This window comes from Sinomicrobium endophyticum (genome assembly GCF_052983315.1).
The window spans coordinates 130,914-151,628 of sequence record NZ_JBRKIS010000002.1 but is presented as its reverse complement, the minus strand read 5'-3'; the positions used below and the strand labels follow the sequence as shown (position 1 = coordinate 151,628).

18 protein-coding genes are annotated in these 20,715 nt (G+C 43.8%); 13 read left to right on the top strand and 5 right to left on the bottom strand.

All coding sequences use genetic code 11. The annotated features are described in order from the left end of the window. The first annotated feature begins 31 nt into the window (after nucleotides 1–31). Complete coding sequence (locus ACVBDU_RS00880) at nucleotides 32–946, top strand: bestrophin family protein (RefSeq protein WP_447177895.1); 915 nt, start codon at nucleotides 32–34, stop codon at nucleotides 944–946. A gap of 382 nt (nucleotides 947–1,328) precedes the next feature. Here the strand turns inward: ACVBDU_RS00880 and ACVBDU_RS00875 are convergent, their stop codons facing one another. Both ACVBDU_RS00875 and ACVBDU_RS00870 read right to left on the bottom strand, forming a co-directional pair. Next, nucleotides 1,329–1,568: a hypothetical protein gene (locus ACVBDU_RS00875; protein ID WP_447177894.1), complete on the bottom strand. Its 240-nt coding sequence runs from the start codon at nucleotides 1,566–1,568 to the stop codon at nucleotides 1,329–1,331. Between the two features lie 448 nt (nucleotides 1,569–2,016). Further along, nucleotides 2,017–5,238: a cytochrome c biogenesis protein gene (locus tag ACVBDU_RS00870; protein WP_447177893.1), complete on the bottom strand. Its 3,222-nt coding sequence runs from the start codon at nucleotides 5,236–5,238 to the stop codon at nucleotides 2,017–2,019. A 634-nt stretch (nucleotides 5,239–5,872) separates the two neighbouring features. On the opposite strand from ACVBDU_RS00870, the gene ACVBDU_RS00865 reads away from it, so the two are divergent. The 12 genes from ACVBDU_RS00865 (at nucleotide 5,873) to ACVBDU_RS00810 (ending at nucleotide 16,783) form a co-directional block, all read left to right on the top strand. After that, nucleotides 5,873–6,157, top strand: coding sequence for a nucleotidyltransferase family protein (locus ACVBDU_RS00865; protein WP_447177892.1), 285 nt, complete (start codon nucleotides 5,873–5,875; stop codon nucleotides 6,155–6,157). Beyond that, nucleotides 6,144–6,485: a HepT-like ribonuclease domain-containing protein gene (locus tag ACVBDU_RS00860; protein ID WP_447177891.1), complete on the top strand. Its 342-nt coding sequence runs from the start codon at nucleotides 6,144–6,146 to the stop codon at nucleotides 6,483–6,485. Before ACVBDU_RS00865 ends, ACVBDU_RS00860 begins: the two co-directional genes overlap by 14 nt. Nucleotides 6,486–6,520: 35 nt before the next feature. After that, the gene (locus tag ACVBDU_RS00855) at nucleotides 6,521–7,261 is read left to right on the top strand and encodes a Rossmann-like and DUF2520 domain-containing protein (protein WP_447177890.1); all 741 of its coding nucleotides are present in this window, start codon (nucleotides 6,521–6,523) and stop codon (nucleotides 7,259–7,261) included. Nucleotides 7,262–7,611: 350 nt separating this feature from the next. After that, entirely contained in the window at nucleotides 7,612–8,136 is a 525-nt protein-coding gene (locus tag ACVBDU_RS00850) for a KdsC family phosphatase (protein WP_447177889.1), read from the top strand. A 208-nt stretch (nucleotides 8,137–8,344) separates the two neighbouring features. Next, nucleotides 8,345–9,442, top strand: a complete 1,098-nt coding sequence (locus tag ACVBDU_RS00845) for an acyltransferase family protein (RefSeq protein WP_447177888.1) — start codon at nucleotides 8,345–8,347, stop codon at nucleotides 9,440–9,442. A 68-nt stretch (nucleotides 9,443–9,510) separates the two neighbouring features. After that, nucleotides 9,511–10,107: a Maf-like protein gene (locus ACVBDU_RS00840; protein ID WP_447177887.1), complete on the top strand. Its 597-nt coding sequence runs from the start codon at nucleotides 9,511–9,513 to the stop codon at nucleotides 10,105–10,107. Nucleotides 10,108–10,182: 75 nt separating this feature from the next. Then, a complete protein-coding gene (locus ACVBDU_RS00835; protein WP_447177886.1) occupies nucleotides 10,183–10,719 on the top strand; it encodes a mechanosensitive ion channel domain-containing protein in 537 nt (178 codons plus the stop codon). A gap of 132 nt (nucleotides 10,720–10,851) precedes the next feature. Next, the gene (locus tag ACVBDU_RS00830; RefSeq protein ID WP_447177885.1) at nucleotides 10,852–13,353 is read left to right on the top strand and encodes a PIG-L family deacetylase; all 2,502 of its coding nucleotides are present in this window, start codon (nucleotides 10,852–10,854) and stop codon (nucleotides 13,351–13,353) included. 59 nt (nucleotides 13,354–13,412) lie between these two features. Beyond that, the gene (locus tag ACVBDU_RS00825; RefSeq protein WP_447177884.1) at nucleotides 13,413–13,538 is read left to right on the top strand and encodes a hypothetical protein; all 126 of its coding nucleotides are present in this window, start codon (nucleotides 13,413–13,415) and stop codon (nucleotides 13,536–13,538) included. Nucleotides 13,539–13,541: 3 nt separating this feature from the next. Then, nucleotides 13,542–15,257 carry a sodium:solute symporter family protein gene (locus tag ACVBDU_RS00820; protein ID WP_447177883.1) on the top strand — a complete coding sequence of 572 codons (1,716 nt, stop codon included), beginning with the start codon at nucleotides 13,542–13,544 and terminating at the stop codon, nucleotides 15,255–15,257. A gap of 390 nt (nucleotides 15,258–15,647) precedes the next feature. Next, entirely contained in the window at nucleotides 15,648–16,208 is a 561-nt protein-coding gene (locus ACVBDU_RS00815; RefSeq protein ID WP_447177882.1) for a DUF1697 domain-containing protein, read from the top strand. Further along, complete coding sequence (locus tag ACVBDU_RS00810) at nucleotides 16,202–16,783, top strand: MiaE family protein (RefSeq protein ID WP_447177881.1); 582 nt, start codon at nucleotides 16,202–16,204, stop codon at nucleotides 16,781–16,783. Before ACVBDU_RS00815 ends, ACVBDU_RS00810 begins: the two co-directional genes overlap by 7 nt. Before the next feature lie 85 nt (nucleotides 16,784–16,868). Here ACVBDU_RS00810 and ACVBDU_RS00805 read toward each other — a convergent pair whose 3' ends face one another. From ACVBDU_RS00805 to ACVBDU_RS00795, 3 genes are all read right to left on the bottom strand, one after another. Further along, on the bottom strand, nucleotides 16,869–17,678 hold the full coding sequence (locus ACVBDU_RS00805) for an enoyl-ACP reductase FabI (RefSeq protein WP_447177880.1): 810 nt from the start codon (nucleotides 17,676–17,678) through the stop codon (nucleotides 16,869–16,871). A 92-nt stretch (nucleotides 17,679–17,770) separates the two neighbouring features. Further along, on the bottom strand, nucleotides 17,771–19,426 hold the full coding sequence (recN, locus tag ACVBDU_RS00800) for a DNA repair protein RecN (protein WP_447177879.1): 1,656 nt from the start codon (nucleotides 19,424–19,426) through the stop codon (nucleotides 17,771–17,773). A 78-nt stretch (nucleotides 19,427–19,504) separates the two neighbouring features. Continuing rightward, nucleotides 19,505–20,671, bottom strand: coding sequence for a proline dehydrogenase family protein (locus ACVBDU_RS00795; protein WP_447177878.1), 1,167 nt, complete (start codon nucleotides 20,669–20,671; stop codon nucleotides 19,505–19,507). Nucleotides 20,672–20,715 lie beyond the last annotated feature (44 nt).

Genomic DNA, 20,715 nt, shown 5'->3' with positions numbered 1-20,715 from the left:
ACCTGTTTACTTTTTAAGAAAACCCATTTTCATGCTACTGAACAACAAGATCCCCCTGAGGTTTCTCTTCAGGAAAACGCGTTCCGAGATCATTTTTGTTTCCTTTTTGTCTTTTATTATCGGTATAGCTGACGAACTTCTCCATGTTGGGGGCATTGCTATCCCCCTGGCTATTCCTACCATTTTGGGTACTGCTATTTCCCTGATCCTGGCTTTCCGTACGGGGCAGTCGTATAACCGCTGGTGGGAAGCGCGGATAATCTGGGGTGCCATTGTCAACGATTCGCGTTCACTGACCCGGCAACTGTTGGGTTTTGTCCGTATTGAAGGGGAGGATGCCGGGGAGGCTTCTGCTTTGGTACAGAAAATGGTGTACCGGCAAATGGCATGGTGCTATGCCCTGGGGAGATCGCTACGCAAGCAGGAGCCTTTGAAGGATGCCAGGGCATTCTTATCTAAAGAAGAACTGGAACGGGTGGGCAAACAGGACAATGTACCTAATGCCATGCTGCAATTGCATGCTTCCGACCTGAAAAAGGCCTTCCGGATGGGATGGGTCAACTCCTATCAACAGGTGCAGATTGACGAAACCCTGACAAGACTTTGTGACTCCATGGGAAAGGCGGAACGTATTAAAAATACGGTGTTTCCTGCCACGTACAGTCTTATTGTTCACCTTATTCTGTATTTGTTCATTCTTCTTTTACCTTTTGCACTGGTGGATGATCTCGGTTTTGTACAGATACCCCTGGTGATTACGGTAGCTATAGCTTTTTTTCTTATCGAAAAAACAGCTATTTACCTGCAGGACCCTTTTGAAAACCTCCCTACGGATACCCCGGTAACCTCCATTGCCCGAACCATAGAAATAAACCTCCGGCAAATGCTGAACGAAACGGAGGTTCCGGATACCATTAAGCCGGTGAAAAACTTTTACCTGATGTGAATGGCGTGAGAAAACCGATGTAAACGGTATAAGGAATAAAGCGTATTCCGGAAAAAATGTATTGTAAATCCGGGATATAATGTATTCGTGTTAAAAACAAGGGCCTGCGGAACTTCGTTGTTTTTTAGTTATCGGGCTACCCCAAACTATAACTTTTCAGAAGCCTAAGCGATCCGGATGACTCTATAAAGAGTACTAAAACATGGTTTAAGCTGTTCCTGAAACCAATAAAAAAGGCCGTCTGTAACGTTAGACGGCCTTGAACATGCCTTTACAAGGCTCTTAAAATATTAACTTAACTTCCCGCGTTTTTGATAATAAACCCGTTTAATTTATGCCCGGTTTCTTTGAAAGTACAGGGCATTTATTTACCCGTTTAAATTCAGAAATTAAGGTTAAGACCGCCAAGCAAACTGCCCATTCCCAAAGAATTCAGGATAAGTGCAGGTGTCAAAGCGATACCGGCCCAGGCTCCTGAAATGAGCATTGCGGCACCTAAACCCAGATGTGCCCCGCCTTGCTGGAAGTCGTGATAGGCCTGATTGAATGTGATACCCCCATCTGTTTCCTGTAATTCAGCAACGTTCATCTCCTGAACGCCATAGCTTTCTAAAGTTTTCATAATTAAAAGATTTTAGTTAATGAATGATTATAATTCAAAGCAGTTTTAATAATTACAAAACTGTTCAAATCCTGAATACAATGTGGGGCAGTATGGGGTAAACGGTTGTTTTTAGATGTGATTTGCAGTAATTCAAATCCAAAATCCATGGTAGCTAACTGTAAAGTTAACATTATTCACTGCACAAACCTTGCAGTTTGGTGTTTTTTAATCGTGGAGTTTTTTAGTTTTGAGTTGGTTAGCCACGAATATACGAATGTTTTTCAGGGGATTCCCGGTGGAAACTCCGGGGTTCTACGAACTTTTACATCCGGATTCCACCGGGTAAAGTTCGTTTCTTATAACGCTACGGGTATTTCTTCCACATTAGGGAACCACATAGCCGAATACCCGGCTAAACAACTCCAATATTAAAGTCTTTTATTGAAGTTCCGGATTATTAGCCGGTTTATGACTGTCCTGATATTTTTTTACCGTTACTGTCCTTATAATATTTTTTGTATTTCCAATAACTTATCGCCCCTAATAGTCCGACAACCACTATGGAATAGTACACGAAATCCGGGGTTATCACTTTGTCTCCGCTGGCGTAACTATGCAGCCCCACGAGATAAAAATTCACCCCGAAATAGGTCATCATAATACTGGCATATGCTATAATACTGGCATAATTGAATGCAAACCTGCCCCGAAGGCCGGGAACCAGGCGCATATGCACTACAAAGGCGTATACCATAATACTGACAAGTGCCCAGGTTTCTTTTGGGTCCCACCCCCAGTAACGCCCCCAGCTTTCGTTTGCCCATTGTCCTCCCAGGAAGTTACCTATGGTTAGCATAATAAGACCTACGGTAAGCGCCATTTCGTTGATCAGCGTAATCTCTTTTATATGGAGGTCCATTTTCTTCCTGTTCTTGTCGTTGGTGAGTATAATAAGCAGTAATGCTACCACACCGAGTATCATTCCCAGGGTAAAGGGACCGTAACTTCCCACAATAATGGAAACGTGGATCATCAGCCAGTAGCTGTTAAGTACGGGTTGCAGGTTGGCAATGGCCGGGTCCAGCCAGTTCATATGCGCTCCGAAAAGGATAATGGAAGTTACAAAAGCCGTGGAAGCCATCGTAAGATCGGATTTCCGTCCGAATATCAGTCCGAAAAGCATGGTGGCCCAGGCCACGTAAATCATGCTTTCATAGGCATCACTCCAGGGGGCATGTCCGGAAATATACGAACGGGCTATGAGTCCGAGTGTGTGTAATACAAAAAGTATAATGATCGCTATCTTACCTGTGAAGACAAGTGTCTTTAAAAACTTGTTCTCGTAAAATATACGCAGTACGATAAAAAAGAACATGACCAGTCCGACTGTCATATACCATATGAGCAACTGCTCGAAAATATTCACTTTGTTGTAAAGCACCTCCACTTCTACCTTACGATCGGAAGGCAATACTTCCGATCCGAAGTTTTCCTGGTTTTTCTCAAAAGCCCCGAGTATTTTATCGGCCTCGGTATAATCGTCGGTATTTATGGCCTGCCTGAGGGATATCAGGTAAAGGCTTACGGACTTATCTATAAAATTGGCGTAAAGAGAATCTTCAATAGGATATTGCCGGGTCCTGAAATCTACCGCGGATATCCATTTATTGTTCTCATCGTCCGGAAGCGGGAAAATTTTGAGGATCTCCCCTCCCAATGCCCTGTTCAGCAATGCCAGGCGCCGGTCTGCTTCTTTGAATTCTTTCTGGAACTGGTTAGGTACATTGGTTGCATATGCTTCCTGGAGATATGGTGCCAGTTTGTAATTTCCTTTTTCATCAAAGAAATCTATGGCCCTCACATATTTTGTTCCTTCTTCTACGCCAATAAGCCTGTGCAGGCTGTCATTGGCTTTTTTCATGTATATGATCTCCGCATTATACCAGGCAGCCGGATTTTGCAGCATGGATAAAAAAACCTGATCGGCATCCAGTCCGTTATAGGTATTGCTTTTGCTGATCTTCCGGAGTAATTCGGACGCGAAAGTATTTACGGGTTTCATACGGCCACCGTCATCCTGGATTACCAGTTTACCGAACTTGTCCGCATGCTCCTGGCTTACGGAGGTAGCTGCTATTACAGAATCTATCTGTGCCTTTGCGGGCAATACATTGGCATGTGTATGATCTTCCTGGTGCATGTGTGCATCGATCGTCTCTGCCTGCTCCTGTTGTGCAAAAGCGGTGAGACTGCAAAGCAGGGCTATGGCTGTTGCCATTTTGGCTTTTTCGGTTTTCACCTTTTTTAACATCTGTCCGAGACTTTTAAATCTCGTTTTACCATAGAACAGAATACCGATAAGCCCGGTGTACAGCAGAAAGTAACCGATATAGGTAATCCAGGTACCGTAAAAATCGTGATTAACGGACAATACGGTCCCTTTTTCATCCGGGTCGAACCTGGCCTGGAAGAAGCGATATCCCTTGTGGTCCAGAATGTGGTTCATATAGATATCATAATCAAAAGACCGCTCGTCATTTACTGTAACTTTACTCATAAAAGAGGCATATCCTTTTTCGGTACCGGGATATTTTTCCGCGATAAAATCGTTGAGTTTAATGCTGAAAGGCAACTCTATTTCTACGGAGCCGAAAGAAAGATGAAAATCCAGTCCGCCTACACTTGTAGTCAGGGGTTCTTTTGCCATTCCTTTACCTCCGAGTATTTTTATGCGTTTGGTTTCGCCATTGGTGGCGATATCCAGGATAAGGGCGTCCTGGGAGGCGTTGGCATTATCTTTGGCTTCTACAATATCGTATGTTCCTTTTACCACCGGTTCGGGAAATACGAACTGCATTCCCGCTACATTATATAAAGACCGTAGTTGTAATTTCTGGACGCTGTCTTTGACCACACTGTCCTGAAACTGATCTGCCATTCGCATAAAAGTCCCTTCGAAAGGAGTGGATATGGTATACGAACTGTCTTGTGTATTGATGTTGATGGCTCCTTTGGTAGGTTTGTTGAGGGCAAAAAGTACGTTGTGAATACTGGTCACTTCGCCGCTTTTTATATAGTGGTCGTGCCGGGTACCTCCGCCGGCTTCTACTATCTGGAGATATTCCTCCCCGTTTTCGTCCGGTACAAGTCCTTCTTCGGCACCGCTGATATACCCGGCATAGGAAACGGTAAAGGGCTGCCCGTTAAAATCGGATCGCCAGGGAAGCCTGGAAAGTATGCCTTCCGGGGATACCAGGAGGGCTTCTTTCATGGACTTCCGCATGGGTTGTCCGTCGATATTCCCGTCTATATATGCGGTGAGATAGGTTTTATCGGACAGGAAGGTATTGGAGGTCTCCCCTTCCCGTATGGGCATTACGCCTTCGTAACTGATATAACGGGTAACAAAGGCTCCGAGAATGATGATTATAAAAGATATGTGCAACAAGAGTACTGCCCATTTTTCGCGTTTGTGCAACCTGTAGCGCACGATATTTCCGGCGAAATTGATCATAAGCAACACCATAATGGTCTCAAACCACCAGGCATTATATATCCAAATCCGTGCTGTGGTAGTACTGTACCAGCTTTCGATAAACGTGCCAAAGGCCAGCGCTGTGGCAAACACTACAAACAAAATTGCCATTAAGCGGGTGGAGAAGAGCGTTTTCTTGAGGAAGTCTGTCATTACAACTTATTTACGTGTAGTTTTACACTATGAACTCATCTTGACTTTTCTAATTGGCTACAAAATGATCTTTTTACTCCAGATTTCGCCTTTTTCTTGCTCCGTAGCTATGGCTATGCTCCCGATAATTATCGGGAGCAAAAAAGCCTGCATCTGAAGCAAAAATCTCTATTTCCTGCCTGCCGGCAGGCAGGTTCGCTTCAATCACAAAAGTCAAGATGAGTTCAATGGTATTCCGCCTGCAAAAATAGGTTGTTTTTATGAATTTTTACGGGTATGGTACAGGAAAGAAGCCTATGGGAATGTTAATATGTTCTTAAATACTACAGGACTTTTACCCGGCACCCGGTCTCGGGGTAAGCTAAAGTCGATGGTAATATAATCGGCGGAAACATTTATTGAAATTTACATAGTTTTTTAGTTAGGGAGTCCGAAGTTGGGGAGTGTTAGGCGAATTGTTTGAAGAAGAGCAGGGTTTACCGGGAAACAATGACCAATAAAATAGTTTCAAAACACTTTGGTTTTCCTGTAAGCTGAAAGGATACGCCGATTCCGGCAATATCATACCCCATTGTATTTTTGTGTATATTTAAGCTATCTTTGTGTTATGCAAAAGGCTGTTCGAAATAAACGTATGCTCTTATCGCTTTTGCGGGCTAACCGGGAGAAGCTATTCAGCTATGGCGTTACAAGCCTTAGTATTTTTGGTTCTTTTTTATCCGGAAAACTTCGCCCTGACAGTGATGTAGATCTATTGGTAGAATTCGAGCCGGACAAAAAGACTTATGATAATTTTATGGATCTATCCTTTTTCCTAGAAGATCTCCTGGGACGAAAAGTAGAATTGGTAACTCCGCAATCCCTTAGCCCTTACATTGGCCCTCACATTCTAAAACAAGCCGAAAATGTTGCTCTCTAATATCGAGTTACTGAAACATATTCAGGACGAAATATTATTTGTTTTAAAAACGACATCCGGAAAAAATAAGGACGAATTTATTTCTGATCCCGTTTTATCGAGAGCTGTAATAAGAAGCCTGGAAATAATTGGTGAAGCCAGCACAAAACTTTCTCCCGGATTTAAAGCACAATATCCCGATGTGGAATGGAGAAAAATATCGGATACGAGAAACCGGTTGATCCACGACTACTTTGGTGTGGATTACGATATCGTCTGGAATATCATCACGGATAAACTCCCGGATTTAAAAGAAAATATCCAAAATATAATTACCGAAAATCCATAACTCATCCATTTCCGGTATCTTCGTAACTTTGCCCTATGACCAAAGTAATTATCATTGGCTCCGGGAATGTAGCCACGCATTTAATCAAAGCTTTTCATAAGAGTAGTAAAGTTAAGGTAATTCAACTCTTTAACCGAAGCCGTATTTCCATAGAAGGTATTCCCGTAACAGACGATTACGACAAACTCTTTTCTGCCGACTTGTATATCATCGCCGTCTCCGACGATTCCATAAGCGATGTTTCGCGTAAGCTTCCTTTTAAGGACCGATTGGTAGCCCATACTTCCGGAAGTGTTGCCCTGGATGAGTTGAGCCCGGAAAACCGAAGAGGTGTTTTTTATCCCCTGCAAAGCTTTTCCAAAGACAAGGACGTGGACTTCTCCGGGATTCCCCTGTGTATCGAAGCCGGAAATGACGGGGACCTGGAATTACTGGAACATATAGCCGGTAGTATTTCCGGAAAGTTGTACCCGGTAAATTCCGAACAGCGGCGGTCGCTTCACCTGGCTGCTGTTTTTGTAAACAATTTTGTAAATCACCTTTATGCTATAGGTGAGGACATTTGCGGGAAAGACGATCTTTCTTTTGACCTGCTGAAACCACTCATTGCGGAAACAGCAAAAAAAATAGAAAGCATGTCCCCCGCCGAAGCACAGACCGGCCCGGCGAAACGACACGATGAGACCACTATACAAAAGCACCTGAACCTGTTGAACCTTCACCCTACATACGGGAAGATATACGAATTACTTACGAAATCCATACAGGAACAGTGAAAGACTGTTTTTTATCCTGAACTTTCTATATAAGACGTGTTTATCCGGCCTGTTGAAGCAGGACAAATGCATTAAAAAAACTATAATTACAACGTTTAAAATTCCAGGTTGCAAGTTACAGGTTGCAGGTTTTTACTGAAAAATTAAACTTGTAACAAAGGAATAATCCCTCCAACTCCATCCCGACATATATCGGGACTCCGAACTCACAACTCACCAGCTCTTATCCAACCTGAACTTTCTATATACGAAGTGTTTGTCCTGCCTGTTGAATAAGCATCCTCCTGTTTCCGGAAGAAACTTTGTAACTTTGCTTTTTTTAATCTCAAAAGCAAAACATATTTCCCTGCATGAAGAATTATAAAGAATACCTGGAAGACATCACCACTTTTGTCTTTGATGTAGATGGTGTACTCACAGACGGCACCATTGTCATTACCTCGGACGGACAAATGCTCCGCAATATGAACCTGAAAGACGGTTATGCCATAAAAACGGCCATAGACAAAGGGTATAATATCTGTATTATTTCGGGCGGAACCAACGAGGGTGTCCGGGAACGCATGCGCGGCCTGGGGGTTACGGACATTTACCTGGGGGCGCATCACAAAACGGATGCCCTGAACGAATATTTCGATATCTACGACATAAGACCCGAAAACGTACTGTATATGGGCGATGACCTGCCCGATCTTCCTCCTATGCAAATGGTGGGCTTACCTACCTGTCCGCAGGATGCCGTTCCGGAGATCAAGGAGATAGCCAAGTATGTATCTCATAAAAACGGAGGAAAAGGATGCGTACGGGATGTTATTGAGCAGGTGTTGAAAGTACAGGGAAAATGGAGCAACAACTTCGAAGCGAAATACGATTGATTATTCCGCATAGAACTACCATCGTTAGAAATCCACTGTTTTTTATAAAAGACCGAAAGTTTGTTTTGCCACGGATACACGAATAACTTTTAGAAAACCAATTCTGTTATCCGTGTATCCGTAGCAAAAATTTATAGAAACTAAGGTAACTACAATGAAATTGCAGCATTTTAATTATTAAATTGCCCCTAAAACAAATTGACCGACCATGAAAACCAGAATTTTGTCTGTAGATGTATTACGCGGACTCACCATCTTCTTTATGATCGTGGTGAATACACCCGGATCGTGGGATTATGTTTACGCGCCGCTGCGCCACGCTTCCTGGCACGGATGTACTCCCACCGACCTCGTATTTCCCAGTTTTTTATTTGTAGTAGGTCTCTCTATGAGCATCTCCATGAAAAAACTGGACCCTTCGTTGAAAAAAACGGTATTACTCAAGCTTTTAAAAAGGGCTGCCCTTATTTTCCTGATAGGTTTATTGCTCAACTGGTTCCCTTTTTACAGGACCAATATAGCAGACCTTCGCGTTTTCGGAGTCTTGCAACGCATTGCCCTGGCTTTCCTGGTAGCGGGAGTATGTATTACCCTCCTGCAAAGAACAGGCTACCTGATCTTTTCTATTGCAGCGCTTCTTCTCGGGCACTGGGCCATACTTTATTTTGCGGGAGGTGATGCCCCTTATTCTTTGGAAGGAAATTTCGGTAATGTACTGGATACTGCGCTGCTCGGCGAAAGGCATTTGTACAAAGGTTTCGGTATTCCGTTTGACCCGGAAGGTTTGCTGGGCACACTTTCTTCTGCCGGACAGGTACTCCTGGGATATGTTATCGGAAAAAGCGTGCTGAAATCCGGCGCCCCGGGATTGTCGCAGGTAAAGAAACTGGCATTGCTCGCTTTGTGCTTTATCCTCGCCGGCCAACTGTGGAATTTCATCTACCCTATAAACAAACCTTTATGGACAGGGTCGTATGTATTTTTTACCACCGGGATCATTACAGCGTTATGGGCTTTGTTTATCTGGGTTATCGACATCAAAAAAGTCAGCGACTGGACATTGGTGTTCCGGGTTTTCGGGCAAAATCCATTGGCAAGTTATATGCTATCCGTACTGGTTGTAAAAATATTTATTTATGTGATACGGATCGGGGATACCTCACTGATGGGATGGTCTTATCAAAATATTTTCCGCCCGGTTTTTGACAATTATCTCGGCAGTCTTATGTTTGCATTGACTTTTACTTTCTTTATATGGCTCTTTGCTTACGGATTGTACCGGAAAGGAAAAATCATTAAGATTTAACTGATTTTTCCCTGGTCTGCGGCAAACCGAAAATCATGTCAAAAACCAATTATTAAAAAAACGGTAATATGCTCCGGAAAATATTAGAAAATTACCATATCATTCTTGCTTCGGGCTCTCCCAGGCGTCACCAGTTCTTCCGCGACCTCGGAATTGACTTTGAGATACGCTTAAAAAGTGTGGAGGAAATATACCCAGAAAGACTTCGCGGAGGTGAGATTCCGGATTACCTGGCGCAACTTAAAGCGTTACCTTTAAAAGAGGAACTGAAGGAAAAAGATATCCTGATCACTTCGGACACTATCGTATGGCATCGGGAAAAGGCTCTCGGCAAACCGAAAGACAGGGAAGAGGCCCGGGAAATGCTGAGAGCCCTGTCGGATAACAGTCACGACGTTATCACTTCCGTATGTTTTACCACAATTACATTACAAAAAACCGTAAATGCGGTTACCAAAGTATATTTTGATGTGCTTACGGATGAAGAGATCGAATATTACATAGATCATTTTAAGCCTTTCGACAAAGCCGGGGCTTATGGTATACAGGAGTGGATAGGCCTTACCGGGATAAAAAAGATTGAAGGTTCTTATTTCAATGTGGTGGGACTGCCCGCACACCTGGTGTATAGCACGTTGAAAACCATGGTGGAAGGTAACGCTTAAAAAAGAAACGGAACGGCCTGAAAAATAATTTCCTGATGTATCTTTACTATTTTCTGCAAAACAGTCAAAAAACCGATGAATACATTCTTTGATCTATATAAAAATCAATTATTATACACAGCAATAGCCATTGTCTTTCTTTTGCTTTTGAAGTACCTGTTATCTAAAATCATCCGGAAAGTAGGAGTTATAAGCCACTATAATGATGCCCGCACCTCCCTTATCGTGAGATATTCCAAAATCACCATATTCTTTATTGGTATTGCCGCCATAAGTATTATATGGAATGTAAATTTCGAAGATCTGGGACTGATACTTTCTTCGATATTCGCGGTAATAGGTGTGGCTTTGTTTGCCCAATGGTCTATATTGAGCAACATTACTGCCGGGGTTATCCTGTTCTTTACATTTCCTTTTAAAATAGGTGATAAAATAGAGATACTGGATAAGGATTTTCCGGTACGAGCCACTATTGAAGACATTAAGGCCTTTCACCTGATGCTCCGCACGGAAGAAGGCGAGCTGATTACCTACCCCAACAACCTGCTACTGCAAAAAGGGGTCAAGGTATATGGAAATTCCCGGGAAGATGACGGTAGCAGAAGCCTGTAAATAGTTAAAGAAAGCCTAAACCCCCGACGGTGATTTCTATTATTTTTATATTTGGAAGGCTGTTGCCGGCCCTGGTAATCACCGGTATATTATTTATCGCAATACAACTGCGGAAATCTAAAACTAACTGAAATGCGCAAAATTACCCTTCTGTTATTAACTGTTTTTGCTTTCTCAACCGCATATGCCCAGCAACCTAAAACCTATTCTTCTTCCGAAATATATCACGCCATACAGAAACTGAACTTCCTGGGTTCGGCACTTTACCTGGCCGCTCATCCGGACGACGAAAACACCAGGATGATCTCGTACCTGTCCAATGAAGTGCACGCCAGGACAGCTTACCTGTCCCTCACGAGAGGTGACGGAGGACAGAACCTCATCGGCACGGAACTCCGCGAACTTCTGGGGGTTATAAGAACCGAAGAATTACTGGCGGCAAGACGAATAGACGGCGGAGAGCAAATATTTTCCAGAGCCAATGATTTCGGTTTTTCAAAGCACCCGGACGAAACATTGAATATCTGGGACAAAGACAGCGTTCTGGCCGATGTGGTACGGACCATACGGAAATTCCGCCCGGACATCATTATTAACCGTTTTGACCACAGAAGCCCCGGAACTACACATGGGCACCATACTACATCAGCTATGTTAAGTGTGGAAGCCTTTGACCTGACCGGGAATAAAAATGCTTACCCGGAACAGTTAGAGCAACTGGAAACATGGCAACCCCGACGACTTTTTTTCAACACCTCATGGTGGTTTTACGGCAGTGAAGAAAAATTCCGAAATGCCAATAAGGGCAACCTCATAGAAATGGACCTCGGGGGCTATTATCCTTCAATAGGCAAAAGCAACGGGGAGATAGCCGCTCAAAGCCGCAGCCAGCACAGAAGCCAGGGCTTCGGTAGTGCTGCCTCCAGGGGAAGTGAAACGGAATACCTGGAACTATTGAAAGGGGATAAACCGGGAAACAACGATCTTTTTTCCGGCATCAATACCACATGGTCGAGAATTGACGGCACGGAAGAGATCGCGAAATTGCTTAAATCCGTGGAACATCATTTCAACTTTAAAAATCCGGCCGAACACATTCCGCAGCTGGTCAAGGCCTATACCCTAATCCAGAAGCTGGACGATGCGCATTGGAAAGCTGTTAAGACCAAAGAAATAAAAGAAATCATACAGGCATGTGCAGGACTGTACCTGGAAGTAACCGCTGCAGATCCGCAGGCACCTCCGGGAAGCAAAGTTAAACTCAGCATAGAAGCCATTAACCGGGGGAATACGGATATGGTACTGCAAAGTGTGGGAATCCTGCCTTCGGGAACCGTAAAAAAGATCGGTTCCAATCTCGGAACTAATGAAAAGAACGATTTTGAACTGGAAACCACGATACCGGATGCAAAAAAATACACGACACCGTACTGGCTGATACAAAAGGGAACACTGGGTATGTACCATGCGAAACCCGAGTTTACAGGCCTGCCCGAAACTCCGGCCATACTCACTGCCGATTTTCACGTGGTTGTGAACGGAACGGCGATAGATTTTCAGAAAGATATCGTATATAAACATACCGATCCTGCCAGGGGGGAATTGTATCAACCTTTTGAGATACTCCCCCCGGTAACAGCCACAATCACCAATAAGGTTAATATTTTTGCCAACGGGCCCAAAGGGATTCCGGTAAAAGTCAGGGCTATCCGGGAACGGGTAAACTGTACTGTTTATCTCAAAGTTCCCGAAGGCTGGAACGTGGTACCGGAAAGCCATCCGGTGCGAACTACTAAAAAGGGGGAGGAAAAAACCGTAGTATTCCAGGTGACCCCTCCTGAAAATGAAAGTGAAGGGCTTATAAAACCGATGGTAAGTATAAACGGGGAAACTTACGACAGGGAACTGGTAGAGATAAATTACGACCACATTCCTACCCAGTCTGTCCTATTGCCCTCCGAGGCCAAAGTAGTCCGGCTCAACATAGATAAAGCGGGGAAATCCGTAGGATATATAGCCGGTGCCGGTGATAAAATACCTGAAAGCCTGCGACAAATAGGCTACAACGTAACCTTTCTGGATGTAAACAACCTCTCCGCTTCCTCCCTGGCCTATTATGATGCTGTGGTTATAGGTATCCGTGCGTATAACGTATCGGAAGCCCTGTACGCCAGACAACCTGTTTTACTGAATTATGTAAAAGAGGGAGGTACACTTATCGTACAGTATAATACCGTAGGACGGGGAACACCGTTGAATGTTATGGCTCCTTACTCTCTCCGTTTGTCCAGGGACAGGGTTACGGATGAGCATGCGGCTGTAAAACTGTTGTCCGAAGATCACCCGGTATTGAATTTTCCGAATAAAATAACCGTTGCGGATTTCGAAGGCTGGGTTCAGGAAAGGGGACTCTATTTTCCGGATCAATGGGATACGGAATACACTGCCCTCCTATCTATGCAGGATAAGGGAGAAAATGCAAAAGAAGGTAGTCTTCTTGTAGCACCTTACGGAAAAGGTTATTATATTTACACGGGACTGAGTTTTTTCAGGGAACTTCCTGCGGGTGTTCCGGGAGCATTCAAGCTATTTGCCAACATGCTTTCTGTTGGAAAACAGGATAACGGCAATTGACCGGAGGTCCCAAACGGTAAACTTTCGTGAACATGAAAAAATAAACATCACCTTCGTTAATGGAGCAATTGCAAAAAAAGAACACTCCCGAAAAATGGCGCTGGAAAACCAGCTACACCCTGGTACTTATTGCCAATGCCATTTATATTATCCTCTTTTATTTTATAATGCTGGAAAACTGCTAGTACATGGAAAGTATAGACTGGATAGTTTTATATACAACCCTTCTTTTCATTGTAGTTTACGGTACATGGAAAACGAAGAGAAACACTACCGTCAAAGATTACATCCTGGGAAATAAAGAAGCCAAATGGTGGACGGTGGGCCTTTCGGTAATGGCTACACAGGCCAGCGCTATCACTTTTTTGTCTACCCCCGGACAGGCTTTTCACGACGGCATGGGTTTCGTCCAGTTCTATTTCGGCCTTCCGCTGGCCATTATAGTGATCTGTATTGTTTTTATTCCGGTCTATGACAGGCTCAAAGTCTATACTGCCTACGAATTCCTGGAACAGCGTTTCGACCTTAAAACCCGGAGCCTGACCGCTATACTTTTTCTCGTACAACGGGGACTGGCTGCGGGGATTACCATTTATGCTCCTTCTATCATCCTTTCGGCCGTACTGGGCTGGGACCTGAAAACCCTGAATATTATCATCGGTTCGCTCGTTATAGTGTATACGGTGATCGGGGGTACAAAAGCGGTGAATGTTACACAGAAACAACAGATGTTTGTTATCATGTCCGGTATGTTCGTTGCTTTTTTTCTCATTCTCCACTACCTGCCGGATGATCTCACCTTCAGCAAGGCATTGAAAGTAGCGGGAGCTAACGAAAAACTGAATATTCTGAATTTTTCACTGGACACCCAGAGCAGGTATACCTTTTGGAGCGGCATTACGGGAGGATTCTTTTTGATGCTGTCTTACTTCGGTACGGACCAGAGCCAGGTACAACGATACCTCTCCGGAAAGTCCGTAAGGGAAAGCCAGATGGGACTTATCTTTAACGGTCTGCTCAAAGTCCCTATGCAGTTCTTTATTCTGCTTGTAGGTGTCATGGTATTCGTCTTTTACCAATACCACGCCTCTCCCCTGAATTTTAATCCGGCAGCAACGGAAGCCGTTATGAACTCTTCTTATGCTGATGAGTACAGGCAACTGGAAAAGGAGCATCTGGACCTGGAAACCGAGAAAAAAATGGCGCAGGAGTATTACTCCGGAGTACTCAATGTCAAGGACTACCAGATGACAATGGGTGCCAAACGAAAAATTCAGCATATAAATCAACAGGAAAGAGCTAACAGGAGTAAAGCCAGGGAGCTTATCGAAAAGGCTGACCCGGCTATAGAAACCAATGATAAAGACTATGTATTCATTCATTTTATACTTAACAATCTCCCCACAGGATTTATAGGGCTGCTGCTGGCTGTTATCCTTTCTGCCGCCATGTCCTCTACCGCTTCGGAACTGAACGCCCTCGGGACCATTACTACGATGGACCTCTATAAGAGAAGCCATAAAAACGAAAAAGAAGACCGTCATTACCTGTCGGCTACCAGATGGTTTACCTTACTCTGGGGAATTATTGCCATTACGTTTGCCAACTTCGGTTCCCTTCTGGACAATCTTATCCAACTGGTAAATATCATAGGATCGGTATTTTACGGCAATGTACTGGGTATATTCCTTCTGGCCTTCTTTTTCCGGTTTGTACGCGGAAACGCGGTCTTCTGGGCTGCGGTGATCACCCAGATCGTTATTTTCTTTATTTATTACACTTTTGTTTATACGGATGAACGAATTGGCTATTTATGGCTAAACTTTATCGGCTGCTCCCTGGTGATCACCATAGCATTGTTCTTCGAAATGCTGCAACGTTCTCTGAAAATGAGCAACTCCTGATAGAAATCAGGGCACGCGTCATAAAATTCAAACGGTTTGTTGCCGGTTAGTTTTTAGTTTTGGAGTTGATGAGTTCGGAGTCCCGATATATGTCGGGATGGAGTTGGAGGTATTATTTCTTTGTTATACGTTGCCGGTTTGCCAGTATTTATAATTCTCCAAACTGTAACCCGGTAGCTTCGATACACCCTTCGCTGCGCTTGGGCACTCAGCCGCCTACGCCATGGCCTAAATGTCAAAGCCCAAACCTGTAACTTGCAACCTGGAAACCTGGAACCATTAAACGTTGCAATTATAGTTTTTTTAATACGTTTGCCCTGTCTGAAAGATAAGGTTCCCGGTTGCGCCATACGATTTTAGTATATTTGTAATCAAACCTTCCAACTTGTAATGAAAACTTATATCTGCATGCTCCGGGGTATCAATGTATCCGGAAAGAACATCATAAAGATGGCTGAACTGAAAGAACTGTTCGAAAACCTGGGATTTACGGAGATAACTACTTATGTTCAAAGTGGTAATATAGTATTTAACGACTCCTCCGGAACGGATGCCGTATCCCTGGAAAACCGGATAACGGACAAATTACACACTGTTTTTGGCTATGAAAACATCACTTCTTTTATAAAAACAAAGAAAGAACTGATGGCTATACGGAAAAACAATCCGTATTACAAACCGGAAACGAATACCAAAGCGCTGTATTTTACCTTTATCCGGGAAAAACCGGAAGCAGACCGGGTAGCGGGACTAGACGTATTTAAAAGTTCCTCGGAAAGCGTAAGTATAAGTGACAATTGTATTTATCTCTATTGTCCGGAGGGTTACGGAAAAACTAAACTCTCCAATAATCTTTTTGAGAACAAACTGAAACTCCGGGCGACTACGAGAAACTGGAATACTGTAAACAAACTGATAGAAATAGCTGATAATACGGAAAAATCATGTTAGGATTAAAACTGCCTACGGACCCAAGATGGGTGAATATCGTAGAGAAAAACATTGAAGAAATACTTATCGACCACGCCTATTGCGAGCAGAAAGCGGCAAGTACTGCTATTTCCCTCATCGTCTCCTTCCCGGAATACACGGAACTGGTACAGGCCATGACCGCTTTGATTAAGGAAGAGATGAGCCATTTTAAAATGGTACACGACAGGATTATTGCCCGTGGCTGGGTATTGGGCAGGGAACGCAAAGACCTGTACGTAGTGGAGCTGATGAAATTTTTTCCCAAGGGTGGCAGCCGGGAAACGCATCTCGCTCACCGGTTATTATATGCGGCCCTGATAGAAGCCCGGAGCTGCGAACGTTTTCGTTTGCTATCGGAGCATATTCAGGACAGGGAACTGGCTGAGTTCTACAAGAACCTTATGACCAGTGAAGCTAACCACTATACCATGTTCCTGTCTTTTGCCCGCCAATACGGCAACCGTGAAGAGGTAGACCGGAAATGGCAGGAATTGCTGGAATACGAAGCAGAAATAATGAAAAACCTGGGTAAGAAGGAAACCATGCATGGTTAATTGTTGCCGGGAAAATTATATACAATTGTTCCAATAAAAAAATCCCGCCTGATGACGGGATTTTTTATTGCTGTTATTTTCATGTTTATTTCATGAATTTCTCCATAACCTCGTTGCTAACCCCGGTATTGGAGAAACCTCCGTCGTGATACAGGTTTTGCATGGTCACTTTTTTGGTAAGGTCGGAGAAAAGCGATACGGTATAATCCGCACATTCTCCTGCTGTAGCATTGCCCAAGGGAGACATCATATCGGCATAGGCGATAAAACCGTCAAATCCTTTAACTCCCTGTCCGGCCGTTGTAGGGGTCGGAGATTGGGAAATGGTATTTACCCTTACTTTTTTATCCTTTCCGTAGAAATAACCGAAGCTTCTTGCTATGGATTCGAGGTAAGCTTTGTTATCGGCCATATCGTTATAATCCGGGAATGTACGCTGGGCTGCCATATAGGTCAATGCCACTACACTCCCCCACTCGTTCATGGCGTCGTTTTTATGCAGGGTTTGCAGTACTTTATGAAAGGAAACCGCAGATACGTCCCATCCTTTGGCAGTAAAATCGTAGTTCTGATCCGTATAGTGTTTTCCTTTACGGACATTCACAGACATTCCTATAGAATGCAGGACAAAATCGAGTTTACCTCCCAGGATTTCCATGGATTTTTCCACGAGGGCCTGCAGATCTTCCAGATTGGTGGCATCTGCTGGTACAATCTCCGAACCTGTTTTTTCCGCCAGTGCTTTTATCTGTCCCATACGCATCGCTATAGGAGCATTGGTAAGTACGAAAGTACCTCCTTCTTCATGAACTCTTTCTGCAGTTTTCCAGGCTATGGAGTTTTCGTCCAACGCCCCGAAAATAATTCCCTTTTTTCCTTTTAATAAATTGTACATTTCTATCTGTTATGTTTGTCGTTTATGGTTTAAAGTCTGAGGTTACGGATTTGGTATTGCAGATTGATCCTGAAACCTGTAACTAAATTTCATCACAATAATAATAATTCCCTGGCATGTGATATGGCCGATTCGGAAATATTTTTACCACTCAGCATTTCGGCTATCTCCACGATACGCTCATCGGTAGACAATTCTTTCATCTGGGTGGAGGTCACTTCTCCGGAATCCTGTTTATACACCTTAAAATGCCGGGCCCCTTTAGCTGCTATCTGTGGGAGGTGGGTAATGGCAAAAACCTGCATGCTTTCTCCCATCTCCTTCATAATATCCCCCATCTTATCGGACACCTCGCCGGAAACTCCGGTATCTATTTCGTCGAACATGATGGTTGGCAGCTTTTCATAACGGGCCAGCACGGCTTTTATAGACAGCATTATCCTGGACAATTCGCCGCCGGAAGCCACTTTTTTCAATTCGCCGTAGCCGGTTCCCTTATTCGCGGAGAACAAAAAGTGTAGTTCGTCTTTACCGTTGGCAAAAAACGAGGTAGTAGGTTTGATCTCTATCCGAAAGGTGGCATTGGGCATACCGAGTTTGGACAATGAACTCTCCAGGTATTTTTTTAGTTTAGGCGCTTCTTTTCCTCTTTTCTCGTGTATTTTAGAGGCTTTTACGTCCAGTTCTTCTTCCAGTTGGAGCACCTTCAGTTGTTTGTTTTTTATATCGTTCTCCAGGTTTTCCGTAACAGAAACTTTTTCTTCGAGTTCTTTTTGAATCCGTATAAGTTCTTCTACTTCCAGGGCATTGTGTTTCTTCTGCAGGTCATAAATAAGCTGAAGCCTGGTATTTACCTGATCCAGTTGCCCGGGGTCCGCTTCGACGGTTTCGTCTATATTCTGTATTTCGTTAAACGTATCGTCCAGTTCAATAAAAGCGGAATTGATCCTGTTTTGCAGTTCTTCGAACCTGGCGCCGTACCCGGCGAGTTTCCCCAGGAGGTTCCGCATATTATTCAGGTTAACCAGAATACCACTTTGTTCATCGCTGAGTAATTGAGAGGAGAGAGCCAGTTTTTCCTTTATCTCTTCTACATTGCTCAGTTTTTCAAAGGTTTCTTCCATTTCTTCCAGCATACCGGGTTGCAGGCGGGCTTCCCGGAGTTCTTTCAGTAAAAAGGCATTGTAATCCTGCTCTTTATCTGCTTCCTGCTGAAAATCTATGAGTTTCTGCAATTCTTTCTTGGCTTTATGATATTCTGCCAGTTTAGTTCTGTATGCCTCTATATTGGTTTTGTTCCCGGCTATGGCATCTATTACCTGAAACTGAAAATCGTTGTCGGTAAGTTGCAGGGTCTGGTGCTGGGAATGAATATCTATAAGCCGGATACTAAGTGCCGAAAGGACATCCAGGGTTACCGGGGTATCGTTCACAAAAGCCCGGGATTTACCGCCGGGAAGTATTTCCCGACGGATAATCGTATTTGCTTCGTAGTCGAGGTCGAGTTTGTTAAAAAGGGATTCCAGATGGTAATCCTCTACGGAAAACTCGGCTTCCACAATACATTTGTTCTCTTTGTTCTTTAAACTGTTCAGGTCGGCCCTTTTACCCAGTATCAGGGACAGTCCGCCCAGCAGGATAGATTTTCCCGCGCCGGTTTCGCCGGTGATAATGGTGAGCCCCTTATCAAAACGAACCTTGAGGTCGTCTATGAGAGCATAGTTTTTTATAGAAAGAGAAAGTAACAATACACAATGGTTTTATACGTTTCAAATATACTAACATTTTTGAATGCGGTAATACTCCATTTATGCTGTCTGTAAAAATTACAGTTTTCTTCTTTTTCGTTCCTTTTTAAGCAAAGACAATTCCCGGCTGGTTTGCCCGGCCACAGAGGTATTTTCTTCCGCCCGGCGTATCAGATAGGGCATTACGTCTTTTACAGGTCCGAAAGGCAGGTATTTTGCGACGTTATACCCATGCGCTCCGAGGTTATAGCTTATATGATCGCTCATACCGTATAACTGTCCGAACCATACCCTGGGATCGTTCTTTGCTATACCGCGTTCCTCCATAAGCTCCATAAGCAAGTGTGAGCTCTCTTCGTTGTGGGTGCCCGAAAAGATAGCCATACGGTCCAGGTGATCTATCATATAGGCAACTGCTTCGTTGTAATTATTATCTGTAGCCTCCTTGGACGGACAAATAGGCGTCGGATATCCTTTTTCTTCCGCCCTTTCGTTCTCCTTTTCCATATAGGCACCGCGAACCAGTTTTATCCCGATATAAAACCCTTCTTCTTCGGCTTGTTCATACAGTTTTTTCAGATAATCCATTCGATCCCAGCGGTACATTTGCAGGGTATTGTATACAACCACCTTTTCTTTGTTGTACTTGCGCATCATATCGGTGATCAGATTGTCTACCGCCTCCTGTATCCAGCTTTCTTCTGCGTCTATCAGCAGGCCCACATCCAATTGATGTGCCTTCCGGCAGGTGGAGTCGAAGCGGTTTACCACCCTGTCCCATTCATCCTGTTCCCTCACGGTAAGATCCTTACCTTCATTAACCTTCTGGAAAAGAGAAAATCTTCCGTATCCCGAAGGTTTGAAAACGGCAAAGGGAATGGAATCTTTTTCTTTGACAAAATTCAGTATATCTATAACCCTTCGGTGCGATTCGTCCAACGGGTTTTCTTCATCTTTTCCCTCCACGGAATAATCGAGTACAGAAGAAACCCCTTTTTCATACAATTTGTCGATGACCGGCATGCAGTCTTCTTCGTTCACACCTCCGCAGAACTGATCGAATACGGTAGACCGTATAAGCCCTTCTACCGGAAGATGTGTTTTTATGGCAAAATTGGTAACCGCCGTACCAATTCGTACCAAAGGCTGATTTGCTATCAGCTTAAATAGAAAATACGCCCTCTCCAGTTCCACATCGGTTTTTAGGGCGAAGGCAGTTTTTGTGTCTTCAAAAATGTTTTCCATTTACTGTTTCTCATTAAAAAAGGTCATTTAATACCGGAAAAAAG